This window comes from Ktedonobacter racemifer DSM 44963 (assembly GCF_000178855.1).
In the GTDB taxonomy this organism is placed as follows: Bacteria; Chloroflexota; Ktedonobacteria; order Ktedonobacterales; family Ktedonobacteraceae; genus Ktedonobacter; species Ktedonobacter racemifer.
Window position 1 is genome coordinate 1,050,746 of record NZ_ADVG01000002.1, and the last position, 25,535, is coordinate 1,076,280.

The 25,535-nt window shown below is 53.9% G+C and carries 19 protein-coding genes and 1 pseudogene; 2 read left to right on the forward strand and 18 right to left on the reverse strand.

The features are described 5' to 3' along the window. Positions 1-25: 25 nt before the first annotated feature. The 7 genes and pseudogenes from KRAC_RS62105 to KRAC_RS62110 form a co-directional block, all read right to left on the reverse strand. On the reverse strand, positions 26-2,206 hold the full coding sequence (locus KRAC_RS62105; RefSeq protein WP_007910449.1) for a methyl-accepting chemotaxis protein: 2,181 nt from the start codon (positions 2,204-2,206) through the stop codon (positions 26-28). Between the two features lie 55 nt (positions 2,207-2,261). Next, entirely contained in the window at positions 2,262-2,855 is a 594-nt protein-coding gene (locus tag KRAC_RS20835) for a chemotaxis protein CheW (RefSeq protein WP_007910450.1), read from the reverse strand. 97 nt (positions 2,856-2,952) lie between these two features. Then, the gene (locus KRAC_RS20840; protein ID WP_007910451.1) at positions 2,953-3,318 is read right to left on the reverse strand and encodes a response regulator transcription factor; all 366 of its coding nucleotides are present in this window, start codon (positions 3,316-3,318) and stop codon (positions 2,953-2,955) included. Between the two features lie 208 nt (positions 3,319-3,526). Continuing rightward, a pseudogene (locus KRAC_RS20845) lies at positions 3,527-3,895 on the reverse strand (response regulator); the annotation flags it as partial. Continuing rightward, positions 3,895-5,304, reverse strand: a complete 1,410-nt coding sequence (locus KRAC_RS20850) for a DUF4388 domain-containing protein (protein ID WP_007910453.1) — start codon at positions 5,302-5,304, stop codon at positions 3,895-3,897. The pseudogene KRAC_RS20845 and the gene KRAC_RS20850, both read right to left, overlap by 1 nt. A 417-nt stretch (positions 5,305-5,721) precedes the next feature. Continuing rightward, positions 5,722-6,459, reverse strand: a complete 738-nt coding sequence (locus KRAC_RS20855; protein WP_007910455.1) for a response regulator transcription factor — start codon at positions 6,457-6,459, stop codon at positions 5,722-5,724. Between the two features lie 176 nt (positions 6,460-6,635). After that, on the reverse strand, positions 6,636-9,365 hold the full coding sequence (locus KRAC_RS62110) for a sensor histidine kinase (protein ID WP_169460923.1): 2,730 nt from the start codon (positions 9,363-9,365) through the stop codon (positions 6,636-6,638). Positions 9,366-10,062: 697 nt separating this feature from the next. Here KRAC_RS62110 and KRAC_RS20865 point away from each other — a divergent pair. Further along, positions 10,063-11,790 carry an alkaline phosphatase D family protein gene (locus KRAC_RS20865; protein WP_007910457.1) on the forward strand — a complete coding sequence of 576 codons (1,728 nt, stop codon included), beginning with the start codon at positions 10,063-10,065 and terminating at the stop codon, positions 11,788-11,790. A 90-nt stretch (positions 11,791-11,880) separates the two neighbouring features. Here the strand turns inward: KRAC_RS20865 and KRAC_RS20870 are convergent, their stop codons facing one another. From KRAC_RS20870 to KRAC_RS20900, 7 genes are all read right to left on the reverse strand, one after another. Then, positions 11,881-12,981 carry a lipocalin-like domain-containing protein gene (locus tag KRAC_RS20870; protein ID WP_007910458.1) on the reverse strand — a complete coding sequence of 367 codons (1,101 nt, stop codon included), beginning with the start codon at positions 12,979-12,981 and terminating at the stop codon, positions 11,881-11,883. Further along, complete coding sequence (locus KRAC_RS20875; RefSeq protein WP_007910459.1) at positions 12,981-15,314, reverse strand: MMPL family transporter; 2,334 nt, start codon at positions 15,312-15,314, stop codon at positions 12,981-12,983. Before KRAC_RS20875 ends, KRAC_RS20870 begins: the two co-directional genes overlap by 1 nt. A gap of 774 nt (positions 15,315-16,088) precedes the next feature. After that, on the reverse strand, positions 16,089-17,150 hold the full coding sequence (locus KRAC_RS20880; protein WP_007910460.1) for a leucine-rich repeat domain-containing protein: 1,062 nt from the start codon (positions 17,148-17,150) through the stop codon (positions 16,089-16,091). A gap of 259 nt (positions 17,151-17,409) precedes the next feature. Beyond that, positions 17,410-18,579 carry a tyrosine-type recombinase/integrase gene (locus tag KRAC_RS20885; protein WP_007910462.1) on the reverse strand — a complete coding sequence of 390 codons (1,170 nt, stop codon included), beginning with the start codon at positions 18,577-18,579 and terminating at the stop codon, positions 17,410-17,412. Positions 18,580-18,608: 29 nt separating this feature from the next. Beyond that, entirely contained in the window at positions 18,609-18,845 is a 237-nt protein-coding gene (locus KRAC_RS20890; RefSeq protein ID WP_007910464.1) for a hypothetical protein, read from the reverse strand. An 11-nt stretch (positions 18,846-18,856) separates the two neighbouring features. Next, positions 18,857-20,617, reverse strand: a complete 1,761-nt coding sequence (locus tag KRAC_RS20895; protein ID WP_007910466.1) for a hypothetical protein — start codon at positions 20,615-20,617, stop codon at positions 18,857-18,859. Between the two features lie 94 nt (positions 20,618-20,711). Further along, positions 20,712-21,410: a DUF488 domain-containing protein gene (locus KRAC_RS20900; protein ID WP_007910474.1), complete on the reverse strand. Its 699-nt coding sequence runs from the start codon at positions 21,408-21,410 to the stop codon at positions 20,712-20,714. A 76-nt stretch (positions 21,411-21,486) separates the two neighbouring features. Between KRAC_RS20900 and KRAC_RS62115 the strand changes: the two genes are divergently transcribed. Then, entirely contained in the window at positions 21,487-22,299 is an 813-nt protein-coding gene (locus tag KRAC_RS62115; protein ID WP_052568482.1) for a pentapeptide repeat-containing protein, read from the forward strand. 20 nt (positions 22,300-22,319) lie between these two features. Here the strand turns inward: KRAC_RS62115 and KRAC_RS20910 are convergent, their stop codons facing one another. From KRAC_RS20910 to KRAC_RS20925, 4 genes are all read right to left on the reverse strand, one after another. Beyond that, positions 22,320-23,300, reverse strand: coding sequence for a TOTE conflict system archaeo-eukaryotic primase domain-containing protein (locus tag KRAC_RS20910; protein ID WP_040443965.1), 981 nt, complete (start codon positions 23,298-23,300; stop codon positions 22,320-22,322). Positions 23,301-23,685: 385 nt separating this feature from the next. Continuing rightward, entirely contained in the window at positions 23,686-24,753 is a 1,068-nt protein-coding gene (locus KRAC_RS20915; RefSeq protein ID WP_007910477.1) for a hypothetical protein, read from the reverse strand. Next, the gene (locus tag KRAC_RS20920; RefSeq protein ID WP_007910478.1) at positions 24,746-25,126 is read right to left on the reverse strand and encodes a hypothetical protein; all 381 of its coding nucleotides are present in this window, start codon (positions 25,124-25,126) and stop codon (positions 24,746-24,748) included. The genes KRAC_RS20915 and KRAC_RS20920 overlap by 8 nt, the downstream gene beginning before the upstream one ends. A gap of 65 nt (positions 25,127-25,191) precedes the next feature. Then, positions 25,192-25,524, reverse strand: coding sequence for a hypothetical protein (locus KRAC_RS20925; protein WP_007910479.1), 333 nt, complete (start codon positions 25,522-25,524; stop codon positions 25,192-25,194). Between the last annotated feature and the right edge of the window lie 11 nt (positions 25,525-25,535).

The window sequence follows — 25,535 nt, forward strand, 5'->3', positions numbered from 1 at the left end:
GCTTTTCACTACAAGCACGTAGCCATTATCGCTGGAAGGGCGGTTGATCCTGACCGAAGCGATACTGGTCGGGATTCTGCTCGCTTGATGACCAGCGCGGCTGTTGTGGCTGCCGCTGTTGTCCATTAGGCTGGTCTTGCGGATAGCCGGGTAGTGAGGCAGGACCCTGAAAACCAGGCTGAGAGAAGGACCCGGGAGGGGTATTGGGTGGCATTGGGAAGGCACCCGAATTCGGGGCGCCAATGCCTGGCAGTGAGGTCTGAGAACGCCCAAAGCCACTATTCAATCCTCCTGAGTTCTCCATACCACCACCGAAGTCGCCAAAGCCTTGCTGCCCACTAAAACCCTGCTGTCCGTTAAAGCCTTGCTGTCCACCAAAACCCTGCTGGCTGTTAAAGCCTTGCTGTCCGTTAGAACCTTGCTGTCCGTTGAAGCCTTGCTGTCCGTTAGAACCTTGCTGTCCGTTGAAGCCTTGCTGTCCACCAAAACCCTGCTGGCTATTAAAGCCTTGCTGTCCGTTGAAGCCTTGCTGACCATTATAGCCGAACTGGTCGGGCTGACCAAAGCCGCCCATAGGATCGCCGAAGTCAGGCTGACTATTAAAACCGCTGGCACCGGAGCGCGAGCCCAGCGCAATTAGCGAGTCGTTGTCTGGCTCAGGCAGAGGCGGGAAGGCATTAGGGAAGCCCTGGTTGTCGCCCCAACCCATATCGCCACCAGGACCGGCGATGCCGGGCACACCAAAGCCATCATTGCCCGAGGGCAATCCAGCGAGCGAAGACATGCTGGGGAAGGAGCCACCCGCGGCATCATTGGCGTGCTCAGGCAAGCGGAAGGTCGACACCGATGCGCGCAGTTGTTCCGCCAGTTCCGCCAGGTAGCTCACGCTGACCGCGGCCTCCTGTGTACCGGCGTCCGTCTGACGCGTGATTTCAGAGATGCGACCCATGGCCACCGCCACCGCCTCAGAGACAGTTGTCTGCTCGTTCGCGGCGTGGGCGATGTTCTCAATCATCTGCGCCTGGCGCTCAACGTCAGCGTAGATAGAGTTCAATGAACGTTCGACGTTATCCGCGAGCTGTGAGCCTTTGACAACCTCTTGTGTGCTGTCTTCCATAGCGACAACCGCTTCGTAGGTATCGCCCTGAATACTCTTGACCAGAGTCGCGATACGCTTGGTTGACTCGGTCGAACGCTCAGCCAGGAGGCGGATCTCATCGGCAACGACCGCGAAACCGCGACCATGCTCACCAGCCATCGCAGACTGAATAGCGGCGTTCAGCGCCAGCAAGTTTGTCTGATCAGCGATATCTTCGATGATACGCACGATTTCGCCGATCTCGTTGGAGCGCTCACCCAGGCGTTTAATTTTCTTCGCGGTATCCTGCACGTTCTCACGAATGAGCATCATACCTTCAATCGTCTGACGCACGGCCTGTTGGCCAGCTGTAGCATTACGCAGCGCCTGCTGCGATACCTCCACGCTCTGCTGAGCGTTTTTGGCGACGTTTTGAATGAAGACGGCCAGGGCCTCAACGGCCTCGGTTGTCTGCGAGATCTGCGCCACCTGGGCCTCGGAGGCCTGGGTCAGTTCATTGGAGCGATCCAGAATACGGCGGGTCGCATTCGTGACCTGCACCGCCGTTGACTGCACGCGTCCGACGACCTTCGCAAGCTCTTCGATCATATAGTTAAATGAGTCCGCCAACACACCCAGTGTATCTGGAGTTACCTCAGCTTGTACGCGAAGATCACCATCACCAACTGCGCTTACCTCTTGCAGCAACTTCTCAATCTGTGCCTGTAGGGCCGCGGCATCGCTACCGGCGCTTCCCAGGCTAGCATTGCCGCCCGCGCCAGGCTGCTCAAACAAGGAATTAATAGACATCGCCAGGACAGCAAAGTCGTCATCTCCGCTGACCGCCACGCGCGCGCTGCGATCTCCATTCGCATATTCGCGACAAACTTCTACCAGGGATTGCACACGATCTTTAATACGTCTCTGCATTAAATAATTAATAACGACGATAGTGAGCAACACAACAATGGCAATCCCAATGATCCAGCCAACCAGAGGGCCGCCGTTTGCTTGTTGTAGAGATACTATGATTAAGACCACGAAGGCCAGCAACGTGACAAGCAGTGAACTAACTATACTCCACTGCATGATACCGTCGACAGACCCCTTGTTGCGATCAGGATTCATCCGCCAGACCTCCTAGAAATTTACGATCGACCTCAAGCTGGACACCATGGACCCGTTAGCCTATGGCTTCATAGCGCTGCATTTTTTCGGAGAAGAGTAGGCGTGCCACATCCAGTAAAACCAGCACGCGATTCGACAACAACGCACACCCAGCAGCATAGGGGGCTGCCCAATGGGGAAGAGTAGCCTGGCGCATATTTCCATTGAGAATAGCCGTATCAGGGATGGGAAGCATCTCGCTCACACTATCAACAATGAAACTAATTACCATGTCATTTTCCTGCAACGACAACAGACGCGTGCGCGCGGTAGGCGATGATACCCCTAGCTCTAGAAACTGGCGTAAATCAACTACAGAAATAATTGAGCCACGCAAGTTCATCACGCCCTTTACCCACGCCGCAACATTGGGCACAGGAGTAAGTTCGCCGAGGCGCTCCACACCTTGTACCTGACCAGCCTTCACAGCGAACTCAAAGTTCTCGATAGAGAAGACCAGATATTGCTCACCAACAACCGTGGGGGCACTTTCCGTTCCGGGCATACCAGCTGCGGCCTGCATGGAGGTCGCTGAAACCATACGCTCACGTAATTGTTGAATGGCAGCAAGCCTATCGCGTTGTAACAAATTTTGCTTATCGCTGGACACTAAACCACTCCCCGTGTGACAAAAAGCACAGAGTAGCGCTCATGTCATCTTTTCGTTTCAAGCTCTTCCAATTTTGCTCTTCTCAATGCACCCGCCTCTAGACGAGACGGCGCACACTCGCAACCAGCTCTTCTTCTTTGAATGGTTTCGTGAGGTACATGTCTGCACCTTGTCGCAAGCCCCACGACCGATCTAATGGCGTATTCTTGCTCGTTAGCAGGATGATCGGAATGTGTCGGCTTACCTCCATACTTTTGAGTTTTCGGCAAACCTGGAACCCATTCTGCTTTGGAAGCACTACATCCAGAACGATGCATTGCGGACGCTCTTTGAATACCTTCTCGAAGGCCTCTTCACCATCTACTGCCGTCACTACTTCAAAGCCGCTATTGCGCAATGGTGCCACAATCATCGTCAACTCTGTCCAACTATCATCCACAACGAGTACTTTCTGCCCAGGCATCCTATTATAACCTTTCCTAAACATACCATACCAGTGTGATGGGAGTTTAAGGCTATAATACCGTGTTTGCCTTTACCTGATGAGTTCAAGATGAGCAAAGGTCGGTAAAACTAAACACAGATATCTACTGGTATTATCAGCCTCGACGGTATCTCGTGCGTGGGCGCATCTGCTCCTGGCGGGCTGGCATACGTTCCTCCCAGTTCACCAGGTGCTTTTTAACTGTCTGCACCAGTTCGGCGGAGTCGAAAGGCTTGGTCAGGTATTCAGTCGAACCTGCCAGGCGGCCTCGCATTTTGTCGAACAAACCGTCTTTCCCACTGAGCATGATAATTGGAATTTGGCGAAACTGCAAGCTTTTACGTATAATCTGGCAAATATGGTACCCATCCATACGAGGAAGCTGGATATCGAGCAGAATTACAGCTGGCATCTCGTCTGCAACCGAGGTCAGAGCACTCAGGCCATCACTCGCGGTAATTACGCGAATGTTCTCCCTCTGCAATGTCATCTGCACAATCTTGCGCACGGTTGGACTGTCATCCACCACCAGTACTGTAGGTTGATCCGCTGCCATCAAATGGTCCTCCTTTGCGTTTCTGGTGACCAGAACTCTCCCTCGTTCTGCGCCACACGGTTATCCTGAATAATACCAAACGGAGCACCCGGCTGCATCTGCTGTACCTGCTGGCCCCTGGTCCGTTGAACATTCTTTTGCGCGCGATAGAACTGGTACTTTTGGATTTCGGCGTCGATCTCGGAGAGAAGGACACGCCAGGCCATGGCGATCTGCCGTCCCATATGGGAGTTGCCTACCTCATCTTTGACCAGCGCATCAAAGACCATGCGCAGGAAGGCTGAGAGGCCCAGGACCGCCTCGCCATAAAACTCTTCCAGTTGCTCGCCCTTGACGACTTTATTGAGGGTAAGTATATCACTACAATCAAGTTGTCCACTGACGAAGGTCGCGGTTTCAAGGATGGGGAACTGGTGCCTGGCCAGATCATGGAGCAGTGGCACAAAGCGGCGCTCAATAAAGCGCATGATCTCGATCTGTTGCAACTGTCCTCGCCCACGCAGGCTACGCGCGAAGCTGCCATGATGCACAAATAATTCGTTCACGCAGTCACAGAGCGCTTTAATGAGGCTTAGCAGGAGTTGTTCGACGTTCGTTACCTCGCGGTAACGCTGGAGCGTCGTCTGGCAGCGAATAATGATATTCGAGAGGTCGCGTTGGAGGTCGTTTTCCAGGGCTGTGTCGACGACTTCGATCAGATGCAGTTCCAGGAGCTGCATCATGCTCTGCGCCACCCTGGCCTCCGGCATCATCTCGACAAAAGCGATGGCCTGTAAAGGGATTTCGCCATTGCAGAGACAGAGAATCTCAATCGACTCCTGGCCCAGGCCCAGGCTGCGCAGGTCACGCTTGACCTCGGGCGACCAGCGAGCAACCGTGGTACGGGTAAGTTGAGTCACACCCTCAGAGACAATCGTCTCCCACTCATCGGCCTGGCGCAATGCCTCCAGTAAGACGGAATCGACATCCAGCGGCTGCATGGCTGTATCCATTGGCAGGAGTTGACGATGAAACGAGAAGCGCCCATTGACCCAGCGCATCGCGTGGCTAATCGACTGCGTCACGGCGAATTCCAGTCGACGCTGCATCTCGCCGGCGGGCATCCATCCACGCTCGACGAGCAGTTGCAATGACATTTGCACATTGCCACGAGCTATCTCATGTACTGCCTGGGCGCGAGGAGGATCAAGTTTATTGATCAGGCAAAGCATGCCTAGTAGATCTGGTTGTGGTACCCCTTCCTCGTGTAGCCCGACGATCTTTCCCTTTCGCAGGCTGATCGAGAGCGTATCCGAGCCAGATGATACGAATAACTTGCCCGTCTTTTCACTCAGCGCAAGCATTTTGAGTATGGATTGGAGTCCTAGCGTTTGCAGGTCTCCGTCCATGATGCGGTCTTGCTGCTCCATGTGTCCCTAGTTTCCTTTGCCGACTAGCTTGTGAGGCCCCATTCTTGATCCTTACAAGCAGTTGCGTCTGTAATTGTTGCGTTTTGCAATAGCATTCAATAATAGATTATTAGCGTCTTTTTGCCTTTTTACCTCTTTGCCTTTTTATATAATGCGCCAGGTCTGGAGCCTCATTACTCCCACCTTCCCCTGCATCCCCGGTACGCCTTCAAGCCGAAAGCCTGGCCTTACATATATCCTTGTTGATCGAGGTACGCTCCCTGTGCGTTGGTCAAGGCACTGTAGCACATTATCCGCTTTCGGCCAACTCTCCCCTTTATATCGTTCTCAATACCCTACAGTGTATACTAAACGCGCTCAGCTTGCTACAGGTTTGTGGGCCGAAATCGTTAAGATTGCATTAAGGATTTTAACCGCTCAGGCGTTGCGGACCTCGACCTGCCCCCGAAAGACATAGCCAATCCCAGGTTCGGTAATAATGTAGCGCGGATGAGAGGGCTTCGCCTCTACTTTTAAGCGCAACTGCCGTACATAGACGCGCAGGTAATCGGCTTCTTCGCCATATTCAGGTCCCCAGACTGCGCGCAGGAGCGCGCGATGCGTCAAGACCTTACCCGCACAGAGCATTAATTGTTTCAAGAGTTCAAACTCGGTCGGAGTCAGACGGACTTCGTTGTTGCCAGCCTTCACCAGGCGCCGCGCCAGGTCCATGTAGAGATAGCCATCCTCGCTGATGAGCAACTCAGGCACCTGCTGTATCTCCTCGCCTTCATTCGATTGCGAGCGGCGCAGGCAGGCTCGTACACGCGCCATTAACTCTTCGCTACCAAAGGGCTTGGTCAGGTAATCATCGGCTCCCAGGTCGAGCGCCCGCACCTTTTGCCGCTCTTCGCTCATCGCGGAGAGGACAATAATGGGCGGCTTCTGCCCGCGATGACGGACCTCGACACACACATCCAGACCATCTAACTCGCCAGGCATACACAAGTCGAGAAGAATAAGGTCTGGCTGGTGCAGTTTGACCATCTCAAGCGCCTCTCGCCCGTCTCCAGCCACGAATACGTCATACCCACCGGCCAGCAAGTTCTTCCGAAGCACCCTTTGTATAGGCTCTTCGTCATCTACAACGAGTATGCGCTTCCCTTTCGCTCTCATGTTGCCTCTCCCTGAGATACTTTTTAGTGGTTTGCTTCCTAAATAGCTTGTGGGGTCCATGCTGGCATGGACTCTTTGGCCCGCAGGCCGCTTCCTTGCAGCCAGGACAAGTCGCTTCGCTCGGAGTCCAAGCAAGCTTGGCCCCTACAAACGGCTGTCACGTGTTCCTGCTCCGGCTATGGATGTAGGGGCAAGGTGAAAACGAAACTCAGGCCGGTGCCTTCGTGTGCCCCACCTTCAGGAAGCCTCCCCTGCTCACCTGAAGGCTCTTCCTTGACAGTTTCGACCCAGATCTTCCCCTGGTGTGCCTCCACAATCCCTTTACAAATCGCGAGGCTTAAACCATTGCCGTAAGTGCGCGAGCTATAAAAGGCTGTGAAGACACGTTCGCTCTCTTCTTCAGGAATACCACTCTTGCTGTAGCCGATGACCGCGCCGCGCAAAAAATCCCCGGCACTGTCTGCCTGCACGGTAATGACGCTTTGCCTGGGACTATGACGCGCGGCGTTCTCTATAAGATTATAAAATACTCGTTCCAGTTGCACATGATCAATGTAGGCCATAAGCATGCCTTCAGGTATCACTACATTGACCTGGTGCGCCTCCACAATCCGTGTCAGCTTGTTTAAGGCCCCATAAATGACTTCAACGACATCGCACCAGGCTCGCTGTAAGACCAGGGCACCCATTTCGATGCGTGAAAGCTCGACCAGGGCGTTGACCTGGACAGTCAGGTGGTCCGTTTCGTTCTCGATATCTTGCAGCAAGATACGCCGATCTGTTTCGTCCCACTCTAGATCCTCCTGGAGCAGGCCAGTCACCGCCGCTTTGATCGTTGTGAGCGGCGTGCGCAGGTCATGTGAGACCGAGGAGAGCAGGGCCGAGCGGTTATGCTCATCACGAGCCTGCTCCGTCACATCCCTCACCTGCAAGACATAGGCAATCAAGTGACCATCGCGATTACGCAGTTCGTGGCGCGTCAGGTGATAGTGGTGATCGTTGGAGTTACCCTCCAGCTCGCGCCTGGCCCGCCCCCGGTTCTCGCCACTCTCCTGGGGCAGCGGACGGGCAGCCAGGATACAGCGCAGTTCCTGGGTCTCACTCGTGCCCTGGGTAAAGTCATGCAGGTAGTGGCGCACCTCGTCCACGTTGCGCATGCGAGGCATGAGCTTGGCGAAGGCGCTCTCCAGCGTGGTGACCTCCGGTTGCTGGCGACGCGAGAGCCAGAGCCGCTGCTCGTAGGAGTTATAGGCGTTATAGACGGCATTGAGCGCGGTCATGCTTCCTGATAATTGCATATCGCACAAGGCCTGCGCGGCAGGATTCATAAAAATACAATGGCCATCCAGGTCCACCGCCAGCCAGGCATCGTCCTTGCCGTTCTCACGCACTATAAGGGGGCTTAGCTCGCCGAGCATCCCCGTGCCGCGCAGGGCATCCTCGGCCGCCTGGGTGAGCCACTGCATGGCGTCCGACTCCTCCCCCTGCCCCTCGCGCTCGACGGAGAATTTGAGCCGCTCCGCCGAATGCATCTCTTCATCGAGAGTTATTGATGTCTCAGATGCTGTCACGGCTTCAGAAAGCGCTCTATTCTCCATGCCCAGGCCCTGCTCGGTATGAATCATGGCCTGCAAATTCAGTTCGCTATTGGTCAACAGAAACTCGCCCACAAAGCGTAGCACGCTGTCCAGGCTTACCCCATAGGAGCGCTCGGTCTCCTCGCGCAGGCGCTCAAAGAGGGCCATCTCCTCAGCGCCTTGGACCTCTCCATGCCCATTACTGGTATATGCATCCTGCTGGCGCTGGCGATAAGCAAGCTCAAACTGCTCAAGCGCCTGCCGGAAGCGCCTGCGTTGATGAGCCGATTCGAGCATCATTCCATTATGGATTGCGAAGGTCGCCTGATTGGCGAAGAGCGAGAGGATTTCAACCTTGAGCGGGGTAAAACCGCCAGCTTCAGGCGAGCAGAGCAAGAGCGCGCCAAGCACCGTTGTGCCTGTGATGAGGGGATAACATAAAATAGAATGCATGCCGAGTTCTTCGGCGAAGAAACGGCTGGCGGGGAAGCGCTCGTCACGCGAAATATCATCCGAGACATGAGGGGTCCGCTGGCGGAGGGTCTGACTGAGAATACAGGCATCGCTTAGCTTTTTCTGCCGCACATTCTCCTCAAACTGGGTAGCATCAAGTCCCACCTGCGCCTCCAGGCGGAGCGTTGCGTCGCGCTGCTCCAGCATAATGATGGCAGACGAGACATTTAAGGCTTTGGCAATGCCTTCGACAATCTGGTTCAGGATCGTTGGCAGGTCGATACGCAGCGTCAGAGCACGGGTCACGTCTTTAAGCGCCTGGCGTTGACGATCAAAGATGGCCGCGCTCCCACCCAGTTGCGCCCGCTCAATTGCCGCCGCCAGCACGCGTGCCACGGCACCAATCAGGCGTTGCAGGGTTTCATCGACATAGGTATTGGGGATCGAGCTGCCCAGTTCGAGCGTCCCCAGGACACGCTGATCCTCCAGAACCAGTGGAGCGATCACGGTTGAGCGCAGTTGAGGGTGCCCGCTGAGCGCGTCGCCCGTTTCTCCCGGTGGCCCCTCCTGCCCTTCAGGATAGTCGTTTACCATGAGCATGGGCGAGGCCAGCACGCGCTCTAACATGGAGTCCTTTACCGGGTGCTGATGAGGAAAAACGCGCCATTCGCCCTCTTCACGCCGACACACCGCTACACGCACTGCTTCGCGATCATGCCGCAATAGCACTACGCCAAACACATCAAAGGGAATAGCCGGCTCTAGCTCTGCCGCCAGCAGAGCATAGTTGGGTTTCGCGTCCCGTACGCTCATCACGATACGCACAACACGCTCAATGATCGCCGATTCTTCGACCGCTGATGTATTTGTTCTCACATCCATAGCTATCCTGGTGACTCCACACAATCTATTCTTAGGAACAAGAGGGCTTGTCTCCCCCCCGTCCTCGCCTACCAACCTACAAGGTCTGCTTGCTTCGCCTGTTCGCTCGTCAATCCTCTTATGCAAATCTTATACTACAAGTGCGGGATATTACAAGCTTTCCGTACAAAAGGATGTAATATCTGTTTTACATTGTTAGTACATATGGAAAATGAAATACAAATTAGCTCTAGAACATCGTCTCAAAGTATACCATACTATCGCGCTTTTTCGATAAGAGAGAGTCGGCCCTCTCGCCTCTCACTTCTTCCCTTCCATAAAGCTCAGACATGGTTTATCCCTCTTGTAAAGCCATTCCAGCCTTCATCCAAGTATAGCAGGACCAGCTTCTTTTCCCTTCCCTGACAGTGATCTTTTTATGAAAGAGTCTTCATTCTAGCCAGCTTTAGCGCGATTTTCCGCGAAGTCGCTGAATACTTTGTCAGAAAGAACGGCCCAAAGGGGCCAAAACTACCAGTTATATACCAGATTGCACCACAATACTCCATATACGCCCAAGATATTTCACCACTGTCTTATGTAAGAGTATGACTCTGCTTGCGCCAATAACATAGTCAGACGTAATATAAGCTGAAGCACATTCGAGCGCTATTTGAACATATGCTATCAACGAGAGGATGGATTACATTCTATGGCCCTTCCGCTGATTGGTCCAATCGTACGCGCCACAACGGCGAGCGAGGTCGTCATCTGGGCGGAGTTCGCGCGCCCCTGCAAGGTTACCGTTAGCGCTACCCCCTTACACAATCTGGAGGCCGAAACAGTCCAGGTCACCGCTAGCACACTCCTGGCGGGCGGACATGCCTATCTCTCCGCGCGCCTGAGCGGCCTGCAACCCTCAACCTGGTATACCTATGCCTTACATGTAGAGGATAAGGCTGATGACGGTGATGCTACGCAGTCCGCTCTCTGGCAGGGCTTTCGTACCTTTGCGGCGCCCGGAGAGGCAAACAAGCAGCCGCTACGGGTGGCATATGGCTCCTGTCGCAAGCTTGACCAACCCGAGAAGGATACACTCGCCGCCTTTGGGCGCTGGCTAAGAGAACATAGTGAGCAACGCGAGCAGGAATGGCCCCACCTGCTACTGATGATCGGCGACCAGATCTATGCGGATCAGCCATCACCCAGCCTGGTGGCACATCAGCCCGAACTGGCCCAGGGAGCCTCGCGCTTCGATGAGTTCGCCCTGCTCTATCAGCATGCCTGGTCCTCGCACGAGGATGTACGCCAGGCCCTGGCGGCGCTGCCAACATTCATGCTTTTCGATGATCACGAGATTACTAATAACTGGAACGCGGAGCCTAACTGGCAGGAAGAGGCCCTACGCCAGGGGCAAGAGCAGACGATTGTGGATGGGCTGGTCGCCTATTGGCTCTACCAGGGCTGGGGCAATCTGCTGCCCGGCGCCACGCTGACACACCCGCTCCTGGATGTGACACAGACCGCGCTTCAGAGCGGCAGAGATTGCCTCGATGATCTACGGGCCTGCGTACGTACCACGCTCACCGGCGCCACAACGCTGCCCTGGCACTACACCGTTGCCACGCAGCCCGCGATCTTTGTCACCAACACACGCACGGAGCGAACCGCGCAGCTCACATCGTCTGATGAAGCGCTCTACGCGCCCACCGCCATCATGGGCGAGCAACAGATGGGCGAGCTTCAACAGTGGCTGGCGAGCAATCCCTCGCCAGTGACGCTCCTGGTCTCCTCGGTTCCCCTGCTCCTTCCTCCGCTCATTGGCATGATTGAATATCTCTCCGGCCTGCGTCTCTGGCATGCTCAACCAGGCTTGCTCAAGCGCATAGGGAACTGGTTCGCACATCAGCAACTGGCGGTAGCGCGCAAGGCCAGCTTCGATCACTGGCCGCTCTACGCCCGCAGCTGGCAACGCCTGCTCCAACTCCTTGAACATCATCCAGGCACCGCCCTGGTGCTTTCAGGAGATGTGCATTTCTCATACGGGGTCTCAGCGCAGGCGACCGCTGCGACAGCACCACGCCTCTACCAGTTTGTGTGTACGCCCTTGCAGAACGCACTTGCGCCCTCGGACCGGCGCAAGATCGAATGGCAGTCAATGATCAGCGGCATGCACTATGGTGGGCTACGCACACATATGCTGCCCCTGCGGGACGAGGGCAGTTCAGGGGCAGTCAAGCGCGACATCCTCTACCAGGACACCCTGGCCATCCTGACCCTCCAGCCAGAGACCAGCGGCGGCTACAGGCTGACCCACGACTATCTCGGCCTCGGTAAGGATGGATTGACAAGAATCGCCTCCCTGGAACTGCCAATGCTCAAAGCAGACCTGTCTCCTGCCACAAAACAGGAAGAGACGCAAGCAAGCCTCAAACTGTAGGGTCCATGCTGGCATGGACTCGCCCGGCCCGCAGGCCGACACCCTGGCGTGGGGAGGTCACTTCGCTCGGAGTCCATGCCAGCATGGACCCTACTTTGTATAGCCGGTTAGTTCGACGTAGCCCTGGCCGGAGAGGGTTTGGCCATTCTGCTGGCCCTGGATATCAACCGCGCCCTCCCAGTAGACGTTGCCGGTCGATTTGGTGACGACCAACTCCTGGTCCTTGAGCTGGGGCATGACCGTCAGATTGACCTTGAGGCGAGGGTCATTGATAGAGACGCGCCAGCCGGAAGGATAGTTGATCCCCGTGTGCGGGCTGAGCCAGTGGTCCAGTACCTCGTTCTGTATGGCGCTCTGGGGAATGACAATGCTCTGCCCCTTGTCGTCGGTATAACCGGCGTAGGTTGAGATAACCTTCCCCGTGGCGTCGCGGATGAAGTAGATCATAATATCCCCGCCATTGCTCAACTGCATACTATACCAATCCCAACCGCCGCTACCCAGCGTCAGAAAGTTGCCCCACTGATGATCCATCCAGGCCTGGCCACTCACCTGTACTGGCTGGCCGTGGTCGAGCAGTTGACCACTCACTTGCATACGCGTACGCGAATAATAGTACGAGTAGCCCGCCAGACCATAGGTGATCAGGCCCTTGCCATCGTGCAAGGTGGGCGCCTTGACGCCGTTGAGATCAAGCTTGATGGCGTAATCCTTCATCGACGCCTCCAAGTGGTCGTGTCCATTGCGGCCCTGGATACGCCAGTCGCCAATCCCCACATTAATGCCAGCTTGCTTTGAGTTGTCCAACGGTAGCATGACATTGCGCTGATCATAGGCGAACTGGCCCCGCGTGATATCGCTAATGGCGAAATGCGAGGCGAAGAGCGGAGGCAGATCGCTGCGCGAGACCTGGAAGATCACGAACTCAAAGCCATAACGATGACCATCCTGCCCATTGAAGTGGCCGGTATAGTACCACCACTCAGTCAGGTTATTATGCGAACCCTCGTCCTGGGGAAACTGCACCGGCGGCAGGGGCTTCTGCTCACCAACTGGCACATAGGCTGGCAACTGGGCATTGGTCGAGACCATGCCGGGAAAGGTACAGGAGGAGAGCGCCAGCATCAGCCCCAACAGCCCGGAGAGCACAACAAGCTTCCAGGTACGGCGTCCTTGAGTAATCCTCTGCATTAGAGCTTCCCTCCTACGTTGATATCCTGCGCGTCCTTACTCTCGCTATGTCCATTGAGCGAGAGTGCCGCTGCGTCCTCATCGAGCATATATTCGTCGAGGGTAGGAGGCTTACGCTGCACGCCCTTGAAGGGGAGCCACCAGTTCCAATCGCCCAGTAGGCGCATGGTCGAGGGCACAAGCAGGCCGCGTACAAAGGTCGCGTCCAGGAAGACCGCCAGGGCCATACCCACGCCCAGAGCCTTGACCAGGATCACATCGGCCGTCGCGAAGCAGGCACTCACCACGATCACGATCACCGCCGCGCTGGTAATGATGCCGCCACTTCGCTGTAAGCCCAGGGCCACCGAGCGCGTATTATCGCCCGTCTGCCAGAAGGTCTCCTGGATGCGCGAGAGCAGGAAGACCTCGTAGTCCATCGAGAGACCAAAGAGCGTACAGAAGAGCAGAATGGGGCTCGACGCCTCCACAAAGCCCAGGGGCGAGAAATTTAAGAACTGGTGCAAAAAGCCATCCTGGAAGATGATCACCAGCGCGCCATAGCTGGCCAGGATCGAGAGCGTATTCATCAGAATAGCCTTGAGCGGCAGCACCAGCGAGCGGAAGAGCAGGAAGAGCACCAGGTAGGTGATGGCAAAGATGATCAACACTGCCTTGGGGAAGTCGGTATAGAGTGTCGTAACATAGTCGTAGTCCGCCGCAGAGCCGCCATCCACCAGGACATGGATGCCATTCCCTGGATTGGTATTGCGAATCGTGACCACCAGTTCCTGTGAGCGTATATCGTTCATCTCATACTTGCTTACCACCTGCACCAGCATCGTATTCCCCGAGACGGTCGACTTGAGAAGCGCGCCCAGGTAGGGATCGGTCACCAGTTTGGGATTGTGATAGAGCAACTCATACTGGTCCAGGGTAAAGCGCGGATCGGCGCTCACAATGCTATCCACGCGCTGCACACGCGGATCGGCCTCGATGCGCTTGGTATACGCGTAGAGGTTGCGAATATTCTGGTCACTCAGGACATCGCCCTTCGTCTGCACCGCCAGGATAATCGGCGTCGTCTCGCGCAGGTTGAAGCGCTGCTGCAACATATCATACGCCTCGCGCGAGGGGACATAAGGAGGCAGGATCGAGGCATCGGGCGCCGAGAAGCGCACCCCCAGGAAAGGGAGACCAAACGCCACCAGCAGGCACAGCACGCTCACAAAAATACGCACCGGGTAGCGCATCACAAACTGCGACAGGCGATACCAGAAGCCATGATGATCGCCCACAGGCTCCTGCGCCGCCTGCCTGCGTCCCCACAGGCGTGGAACACGTACCGGGAAGGCATTGATGCGCGTGCCAAGGATCGAGAGCAGCGCGGGGAGCAGCGTCAGGGCCGCCGCGACTGCCAGCAGCACCACGAGCATGCCGCCCAGGCCCACCGAGCGCAGCATATTGATGCGGAAGAAGGTCAGACCAAATAGACCAATGGAGACCGTCAGGCCCGAGAAGGCCACGGCGCGGCCTGCCGTCGCAATCGTGAGGACCGTGGCTTCATTCACACCTCGCCCACGCGCCAGTTCCTCGCGGAAGCGGCTGACGATAAAGAGCGAGTAGTCGACGCCCAGGCCCAGGCCGAAGAGGGTGGTAATATTAAGTACAAAGATGGAGAGATCGGTCACCTGCCCCAAGCCAAAGAGCATGGCCAGGGTCACGACCACGGCAAAGCCGCCGACCAGGCCGGGCAGAATCGCCGCCACCACGGAACGGAAGACGAGCAGCAGGGCAATGGTCGCGAAGGGAAAGGCCAGTAGCTCGGCGCGCCGCAGATCGTTCTCGCTCACCTGCTGAATATCTTCATAGAAGACCGCGCCGCCGCCAACATGATACGTCATGCCATCCACGTGACGCAGGCGCTGCTCTAATTGCGGCAGAATCTTAGGCGCGGTATCGGCATCGGTCTTCAGTTCCACATTGACATAGGCCGCGTGACGATCCTGCGAGATTTGGCGCGGATTATCCGTATAACTGACCACGCTCCCCACCATCGACCAGTTCCGCACCTGGGCCAGCGATTGCTCAACTTTCTGCGTAAAAATGGGATCTTCGACGCGATACTGTTTACTATCATAAATAACCTGGACGGTCGTCAGATTCAGATGCAGCTTACTTGTTAAAAGATCAATTGCCTTTTGCGACTCCGCATTGGGATCAAAGAAGCCGCCGGAGCGCAGAACCGAGCTAGCACGCGGAGCGAACGGCAAGGCCAGCAGCCCGGCCAGCAGCCACACCCCGACGATCCACCAGCGATAGCGGGTCGCCAGCTTACCAATAGCATAGAACATACCAAGTACCTCTTGTACCTCTAATCATGTGAACGCGAAAGAGAAACCCTCCTACCAGCCCATCACCCACCCTCGGCTTGTTGACGCCTATCCCCCTAACAAAAGGATAGCAAAAACTAATCTAAAATAGTATACCGCCTATGAGCATCCCCTGGACAAGTGGTAGATGGAGCGCTCTCAAATCCACATATCTGTAACAGATATTATGATGTATGGGCATGATGAGCGGGGCGAACGCCCCGCTCATCATGCCCATACATCATAATATCTTGAGCGCCGCAGGCGCGAAAAGTTAAGGCAGAGTTGTATTAGCGACAAGCGCATAATATAATAGCCGTATCCCATGTTTAAATAAGCGATTTTATTCAATCCCCTAAACAGGCTCTACAAGCTTATCCCCTCTTCCCTTGTAAGCAATCCCCATCCATAAAAGTCTAACCAAGACCAGAGAAATACACTACATAAGGTGTCAAAATCAGGTGTCAAAATTGCAACCATATGAAAAGCCTCTAACCTCGCATAGCAAGCCGTATAAAGATCGCCAGTCACTGCACAAAAATAACCGATATTGGACCAAACCAAATATCGGTTAAGGTGTCATTTTCCCTTAAAGATCCAGACGAAGAACAAAGGGGCCGGCAACTATTCAAAAGATCCCTTGCTTCCTGGATGATCTGAATTGGTTCATTAAATCTACTGGCAAGTGGGTTGAAACAACTCAATACCAAAGAGGCCAATCAAGCCTTGTGGGAAGTAAAAGCCGCGCTTGCGCCCTCAATTAGAAGAGAAGCCGTGTGCGATAAGTTCCGCTTCTAGCGTCTGTGATAGGTTGTCACCCAGGTTAAGCCATTGTAGCGATGAGAGATTACTTATTTCCTTAGGAAGAGAGCTGAACTGGTTGTTGGACAAGTTAAGCCATCGTAGCGAAGATAGGTTGCTAATTTCCGCAGGTAGAGAGCTGAACTGGTTGTTGGATAAGTCAAGCCATTGTAGTTCAGAGAGGTTGCCAATTTCCGCAGGTAGAGAGCTGAGCTGGTTGAGAGTGAGACCGAGATGCCTCAGTTTTGAGAGATTCCACACTTGCCTTGGTAGAGAGCTAAAATGGCTGTTGCGCAGATGAAGCGATGATAGTTCAGAGAGGTTGCCAATTTCCGCAGGTAGAGAGTTGAGCTGGTTGTTGCCCAGGGCAAGAAATTGCAGATTACGAAGGTTCCACACTTGCCCTGGAAGAGAGCTGAACTGGTTGTTGTCCAGGGCAAGCGATTGCAACGAAGCGAGGTTGTCAATTTTTGCAGGTAGAGTATTGAGCTGGTTATTACTCAGGTGAAGGAATTGCAGATTACGAAGATTCTCCATTTGCTCAGGCAAAGTACTGAGTTGGTTGTCTCCCAGGTAAAGCGAGTCTAGCGAAGAGAGGTTGCCAATTTCTCCAGGAAGAGAGCTAAGCTGATTGTTTGCCAGGTCAAGAACCTGCAAATCACGAAGGTTTCTCACTTGCTCAGGCAAAGAGTTGAGCTGATTGTTTTCCAGATCAAGCCATTGTAGTGACGAGAGCCGGCTCACTTGCTCAGGTAGGGTTCTAAGCTGATTGTTGGTCAGGTAAAGGTTTTTCAGCGAAGAGAATTGCCACACTTCCGAGGGAATTTGTGTCAAATTACATTCGCAGAGATGTAGTCTAATCACTCGTCCATATTTGTCATATTGACACTGCTTTTCCCTCATCCAAGAGTGAACTTTACACTGCCTGTCAGGGTCCCAATGTCTCAACTGTCGTTGAAGTTGTTTCACAATCCTCTTTCGTTGAAGTTGTCCTGCGACCTTCAGGTTAGATTTCATCGCCACTTTGTTCTCCCTTTTCTTGCGCGTTTTGCTCTATTCTAGCGGATCAGCTTATTTCTGTATAGATGAGACGTTGAGTATTGGAAGAAATTGTTGAGCTGCTCTGATCTTGCAAAAAGGCAAGGAATGCGAGCCTGTAATGTACAACGTAAGACAACCAAAAACAACAGGTCATGTTAAAGACCCCTTTCTCACTACATAAAAATAACCGATATCGGACTAGCCAGATACCGGTTAAGGTGTCAATTTAGCTCTACTATTTTTCTTCTCCAAAGAGACGGTTGATTTCTTCAGCCGCTTCTTTATGCATATCTCGTGTTGCATGACCATACGTGCCATCTGTCATATCCAGGCTTGTATGACCCAACATTTCCATCCTCACGACTGGATCAATCTTTAATTGTCGCAGGATACGGGAAGCGTTATGACGCAGAGCATGAAACTTCATATGTTCCAGCCCCGCAGCCTTGAGCAACCTATCGAAGAATACCCGAACGCTAGCAGGTGTGAGATAGTTACCAAAGCGCGTGCAGAACACTAAGTCTTGATCCTTCCAGTGAGGAGATGAAACACGCATCTGAGTCTGCTTCTCCCGATGCTCAAGCAATACATCAACAATATCAAGAGGTAAATGAATAGTACGTTCACCTGCTTCAGTTTTTGGTGGGCCAACATGAAAATCATAATGTCCTATCGCAGGATCATTCACATAAGACACTGTGCGTTGTATGGTCAATGCTCTTTTCTTAAAATTTATATCTGACCATCTCAACGCAAGTAGTTCACCAGCTCGCATACCCAACAGTAAAGCCATCCGAAAAAGAGCGTGCAAATGCATCTCTTGTGCGCATTGTAGTAACCGCTCTATCTCTTCATCGCTCAACACGTATATTTTAGTTTTCCGTGGTTTGGGCAACTTCACATTTTGCGCAGGATTATATGCAAGCTTTTTCCACTTTACAGCATCATTTAAAGCCTCGCTAATAATCCCATGAATAAGGCGAATAGTATTAGGTGAAAGTTTTTCCTGTTCCCACTTCTGATAAAGCGACTGAAACATTTCTAGCGTAAGCTTGCGTAAACCGACATGAACAAGCACAGGAATAATACGAGTCTCCAGGTACTTAGAATACATGATATAGGTTGTTTTCCGTACAGTTGTACGATGCGCATTGAGCCAATACGCTAGGTAGTCCTTAAAGGTCTGTTCTTGCTCAGTTACTAGCTTACCAGCATCACGCTCATTTAACATCCGTCGTTTCGCTCGTTCCGCTTCTTGTTTGGTCTTGTAGTACTCTTCCTTTCGCTTGCCTTTTCCGAGCGGGACACGAGCGACCCAACGACCATCAGCATGCTGTACTACTGATCCTTCCCCACGAGCACGACGCTTTGATTTTCCCTCATCTTCTTTTTTTGATTTCGGCATAGTTTAAACTCCTCTCTTAATGCAGATGACTAGGCAACATAACGACCGTTTACTTGTTTCTCTAAGGCCCATCTATACAAGCTATTTGGATCGAAGCGAATATTATTCTTTGGAATAATAATCACAGGGAAACCCTCTTCATGCATCAACTCAAAGAGCTTTGCACGACTTACCCCGAACCAGGCGGCAGCACCATCAACATCGAGTAACCCCGTAGGTGTAGGCATTAATGGTTGTTCAGCCCCAACCTTTTTAGACCTTGCCATAGAATACCTCCTTATGCAGCTTGAGAAGACTTGTTAGGAATACTGAGAAGCACACGCCGCTTCTTGACTTCCCTCTCGAAATCGCGCTCTTTGTCGTCGTAGTATTCCTCCACATGGTTGAAGGCAAAAGACACCGTGTCCGAGAGATCAGAGAAGACATCCCGTTCCTCATGTGACGGTTGCCGCCAGGCTTCTAGCGTGATGAGCAACCCCGCTATTTGCGCGATCAGGCGCAGCATGTTCTTCTCTCGCTTCCGTTGGCGAATATACGGCTTGAGCGTGAAGGACTCAGGCACCACAGGATGAGCAGCCGAGACAATACGACGACCAGGCCGACGCCCTTTCTTCTTGTCGGTCGAGAAAGGCCGAGCCGCCAGTTCTTCATCAACCAGTTGAAGCAGCTCTTCCCGTTCCTGTTCCTCACGCTCATAGGCTGACACCTCCAGTTGTTCCCGTTCCTGAAATGCGCCCTGGATGACCTGCCAATCAGGATGCACAGGCCAGCGCGAGCGATTTGTATCGTCAGTCGGGACCACATAGCGCAGCCAGCCATCAGGAAGGCCATCTTCGCCACCGCCAAGCCGACCAACGGCATAGCTCCACAGGCCCGCTAGGTGATCCTCCAGGTCAAAAGCATCATCTATCCCGTGGAACTCTTCACCATGCAGCTCACCCTTGACCTCATTTAACCCAGGCCGCTTCCAACGTATTTCCAGGCGCAACACATCAGTGCCCTCTTCCCAAAGCGGCTCCCCTGTCTCAGCATCTCTTACCTCACGCCAAAGATCATGAAACCAAGCCTTTTCAGGCGAGTGATACTTGATTTCATGAGTCTTGTCATAGATCAAAGCCGACAAACGCCCATTGCGAGCACCAAAGGGCAAACCCGTGATACGCCCCCACCGTTGTTTGATCCCGTCAGGGCCGTCAATCATCCCATCCTCAGAGAGCGGACGCTCTTCTGTCAGTTGTGCCCGAGAGACAAAATGCCGCTTCACATCCTTGAGGGTCCCCAGGTGAAAACCGACCACATCGACCGCCAGGTCACAGGCCGACACTTGCAGCTTGAGCCGTTGTCCAAAGATCGTCACCAGGAAGCCAAACACCTCATGCATCACCTTGCCCAGGTCACGCACGCCCCACAGATATTCCGAGGAGCAACGTACCTGTGCAATCAATTTCATCTTGGACCCCTTGTTAATCGCCAGCGACAGAAGCTTGTTCCTGAGAATCCATTGAAAGCCCTCACCGCCTTTCGCCGTCATCAGCAAAGGCGCACCACCAAAGACGAAACGCGAGGGAACCGGCTCTTCATCGTTCTGTGCCTGTTCTTTCAAAAGCGTCAGTTCATCAATCAGATTACTCTCCAAACGGCCCTTGATAACCTCAAGATCAGCACGTGTCTGGTAGACATTGAGCACCAACGTATCCACAAAGGCCCCGAGCACGCGCACCATGCTTTCCATCTTTTCAGCAACTAGGAGCGCATCAGGTTCAGAGACATCACCAGGCAGCTCGACCACTGGCACCTCTTGCGCAGGAGGAGCCGAGCGCGTACCAGGAACCACCGACCACGCACGCATATTCTGTTCCTGTCGCCTCAACTCAGCTTTGTAGAGGCCAGAGCGAGAAATCTCCCCTGTTTGCGCGTCCCGGTACGTGACCATCCAGGTTTTTGCGTCCAGTTCCTCAACATCGACCGGACAAAGCCGACACACCGGCCAGGCCGCAGACAATCTATTCAACAAGCGTTGCTTATACTTCTCATGCATAAACCCACCTCCTAAGCCAAGAGAACACAAAGAGAAACATCCATGTAAATTGCGCGGTACGGTTTACTTACGGTACCGCGCCTGCCGCTTCTCATCACGCTTCACCCTCCTCCTCACTGCGATCCAACAGCACCCAGGGCCGAGCGCAGCGATAGAACAACGAGAAATCCAGAGTATGCGCAGCCGCACGCGCCACCGACGACAGACGGTAGTAGCGCATCATGTTTTCAATCGCATTAAAGGCCGACGTCCCGAGAATATAGCCATGGTGTTCCGCTAGCAGATCAGGCCAGCGAGTCCACAGCGCCACCGAAAACCACTGCATCCCCGGCCATGCCTCAGGCAGAATCACAGGCGGCACCTCATCCCCTCGATAGCGAGCCAGGAGTCCAGGGTAGTGATCCTCTCTTTCAAGAAGAGCTATTTGCACCAACTTGGCAACCAAACTTCTATGACAGGTGCGAGCATCCCGGCAGGCACAAAGCAACACCACCGGGCGACCTTCACGCAGCCAGGACGCCACTTCACGTACGGCATCCTCATGACCTGGCGCGAGCTGGATACCCTGTTCCTTGTGTGCATAGTTGACATTGCCAAGCCGCCGATCCCACACATAGCGCGAGCCATACGCCGAGCACAGCGCCCCTTTATTCCAGGTCGCCGCCCACTTTGAATAGGGAGACAGACGAATATCGACCAGGAGCGCACGCTCATCACGCATCATCTGATGCACCTGGCGCTCTGTCTCAGGGTGTGCATACCCGAGCGTGTAGAGCGTTCCTTGCTCACTCATAGTTGCTCTCCTTCTTGAAGCCACAGAAGGGATAATTTATACTGAGGAACAATGATGAAAGAAAAGGAAGATAGCCATGGCAGACGAAAAACAACTCGAACAGTTGAGACAAGGTATTGAGCATTGGAATAGATGGAGAAAAGAGCGAGATGATTATGAACGCGACCGTCTTGATGATCCTGAAGACGAGATTGGCGGTCCTGATCTGAGTGGCATTAACCTGAGTGGTAACAACCTGAGTGGTATTCTCTTTTACGACGCCGACCTGAGTGGTGTCAATCTCAGCGATACTGACCTGAGTGGTGCCGATCTTGGTTGTGCTAACCTGAGTGGTGCTAACTTTAACCGTACCAACCTTGAAAATGCCAATCTTGTCAATGCCAACCTGAGTGGTGCCAATTTCACCGGTGCCAACCTCACCGGTGCCAACCTTCCTCATGCCAATTTCAGCAATGCTACTCTCAACAATGCTGATCTCATGTTTGTCACTATGGAGCAAATTATCCTCACCGGTGCCAGCTTGATTGGTGCAAACCTGTATGGTGCCACCATCAAATACGCAAATCTCAACCATGCTGACCTCAGCCGTGCTGATCTCAGACATACTACCCTTTACAAAACTACCTTCAGGGAAGCAAAGCTGACAGCTGTATCCATAGGCTACACGATCTTCGCCGATATCGATTTGCGACAGACCATAGGCCTCGAAACCATCATTCCCGAAGGTCCATTGACCATTGGCATTGATACCCTTTTGCGATCTGGAGGTAACCTTCCAAAAAGCTTTTTCAGCCAAGCAGGGCTTGCATTCGACCCAGCAAGAAGTCCAGATGAGATAATCAAGACCTGTATCCTTACCCTGAGTAAGATAGTCAAGGAACAAAAGTAAATGAATCCAGCTTTGCCTTCTCATAACCCTTCTCCTTTCTGTATGCGTTGCCACAACTCACGCGCCTCTAGACCGTAGTACAGGCGCAGAAAATCAAAGACCGAGCCACCCTGTTTCCAGGTATGGCAATACCAGCAGGCCCCACCCGGCTTACTCGGCTCATGCACCCACAGAGACGGATGTGTGTCCTTGCCATCTGAGTGATGCCAGCCAAACGGGCAACATCCCAATCCACTCCGATCCAGGGCCACATAGCGCCCAATCACACCTAGCGCATCCTGTTGGGCGCACCACTCTTGAATCGTCATGCGTGCCGTGGGACGGGTCAGTGCCGCAGCGTTTTTTTGAAGAGTATTTTTCTTGGGTGCTTCTTGAGCGTGTTCACGTTGTGGCGAGGATACCGCCGCGAGCGGCGTTACTCGTTGGACGGTGGAGAGCCAGGCGAGAGAGGCCCCAACACCAGAGGCCACCGGCACCAGGCGACGGAACCACTCCGAGCGATCCAGAGAGACAAAGGGGTAACGCTCACCTGTCAGGCGATGCACACCCAGAGGCACCCGCACCAGAGAGCCAGGCCCGGCCAGCGTGCTATCCTGTTTGGGGAAGAACTCCATCCCTTCAGGGCAGTACGGCAGGAGCCAGCGCCGGAGCTGGGCAGGAGAGAAAAGCGAGGCCAGGAACACCCACAGGTGACCACCACGCCGGGATGCCTCCAGGTGAGAGACAATGCCATCAGCTGCAAGCCGTTCTTGCACCTCAACCAGGTCAACCAGGCCGCCCCGTTTATCGCAGTCAAACACCCCGAACCGGCAGCACCCTTGCTCATCAATAACATAGGTCCCGAGGGTCACCTGCCCGGCGAGATGTGCCTGCACCAGGTCATACGTCAAAACACGACCCGCCCGCAGATACCCGCCGTCATCCCGCTGGACAGCATAGTCATTGCGCCGCCCGATGCAGGTATTAACCAGAACGCCCAGTTCTTCACGCGAGAATGACACCGGCTCACCTCCTTTCTCAGGCAGAACTAACCATAAGCAAAAGTAATAGGTTATAGGTGAGAAAATAGGGAAAAATGCCTTAGAATACCCTTTTTGAGCTACAAATATGCCCTTTAATAGCCCTGAGACGTTCATACGGACGCCCGGCCATGCAGACGTAGAATCCACCTTGCTCATTTTGTGTGTGAACTCTCTTGCCCGTCTCAGAGACACGTGTTCCCACCGCGCCACAAGCTACGTTATTTGCTATAAACCATTGAGAGAGAGACATCAGTAATAACCTTTTCGTTATGTATTAAAGCTCTACCATAAGGCGCTCTAGAAGGGAGATGAGCGCCGCCCACCAAGCAAAGCGCGTGGCGCGTGGCGCTCAAAGAGAAGACCGTTACTTGTCTATGCGACGGAAACGAACCCGTTCCTGTTCAGGCGCTTGCCCTTCGGCGTTCAACGTCTGAAACTCACCCGTGATCGGCAGATCGGCGCTGGGCGATGGGAGCGATCCACCAGGCGTGCCAGTCGGCATCTGCAACAGGCGCGTGAACGTCTGTTCCTTGAGTCGGGCGAGGAACTCAGCATCTGCTTGTTCTTGCTCCACTTTGATCCCCAGGAGCTTGACCTTACTATCCGCCTCAGCCTCCAGCAGCTTGCGCTTGCCCTCAGCCTCAGCCAGTTCTGTATAGAGCTTGCCCCGCTCATGTTCAGCGCGAGCCATGAGCCGCACATCATTGCTATCAACCTGGCCGAGGAAAAAGGCCGTTCCGGCATCACCCAGGATGAAGCCAATCACACGCGAGGCCACGAAGAGGTACATGATGTTCATATTCGGGTCATGACTCGCCTGAACGATACTCAGGAGGAAAGCCGTTTGACCAATGATGTTAATGATCGCGAAAACCGCCCACAGGCCAGTACCGATCCAAACCGCCCGTTCTTGCGCGGCATCCACGTGACCGTAAATCTCTCGCTGTTGGGCCACCTCATGCCGTTTGATACCGACACCAAAGGTATGAAACATCATCGCCAGTTCGATGAAGAGAGCACCGCCCCAAATGATCATTTGTCCGTTGCGATCTCCAGGTGCGACCAGATGCGTGAGAATGTAGGCCACCTCAGCAGCCGTCAGGAACACAAAGGCAATCGGCCCGGCCAGGAGCCAGATTCTGAGAAAGAAGAGCATGACGCGCTCATGAAACGGACGACCTACACGAGCCTTTTCAATGCGCTCCATACGCCGCCGTTTCATCATGTCTTCATGCGAAAGCTTTTCGCCCTGGAAGGCGTCCGGGTCATCCTCGTACGTTTCCCCATTGACGAAGCGGGCAGGGGAGCGAGGCCCAGAGGGAGCAGGCCGAGCCGGTACACCGGTCATACTGTCTTCATCATCTCGACGACCAAAGCCCAACGCTTTCCCAAGCTTGTTCATAAAGCCTTGAGACTGTTGTTGTTCACTCATGTTTGCCATCCTTGCTCGGGGAAAAGTTCCCCGTCTGTAGCCACTCAATCGCTTTCATAACCCATTCCATATCCTTACAGCGCATCACATCGTTCCAATGACCTTGACCAGCACCTATATATCCAGCACGCCGGTCACCCAAAACACCATTGCCAATAGGAAAACTCAACTCAGGATATTCGTGATCTTTCCCCCACTGCCAGAGCCAGGCCCGCAGGTTACACATTTCAGCAAGGGAAAGATGAGAGGAACGAACGCGAGGAAGAGAGACAACACGCACCTCCTGAACAAGCTGTGTCTCAGCAGATGCAGCCACCTCCTCACCCGCCATCCACAAGGACATTTGCTGGGCCGAAACAGATGTACGAGCCATACCAATACCTCTAGGAACCAACAAAGAAAGGTGAGCCAGCCGGAGCCAGGCCCACCATACACGCGCTACTCGTCGTCATCCGCAGGGACACCCAGGTCCTTGAGATTGGTCACCTGAGAGCGAATCTGCATCACCGTGCGACCGTCCTTGAGCTTGCGCTCACCCGCTGTTTGCGCGGAGACAGTGACCTTGACCTTGTGGCCGACCAGCTCATCATTGAGCACGTCCGCATACTGTGGATCATCGCCGCGCATCTGGCAGGACCACACATGCCCAAAGCGCATATCATTAATTTCCATCGAGAGGAAATGCCACTCATCGCCCTTGCGAGGGCCACTCTCAGTCACACCAGAAACCTCACGTTTGTTCATCAGAATACCGGTTAAAATCGCAGCCATAGCGTTTTCTC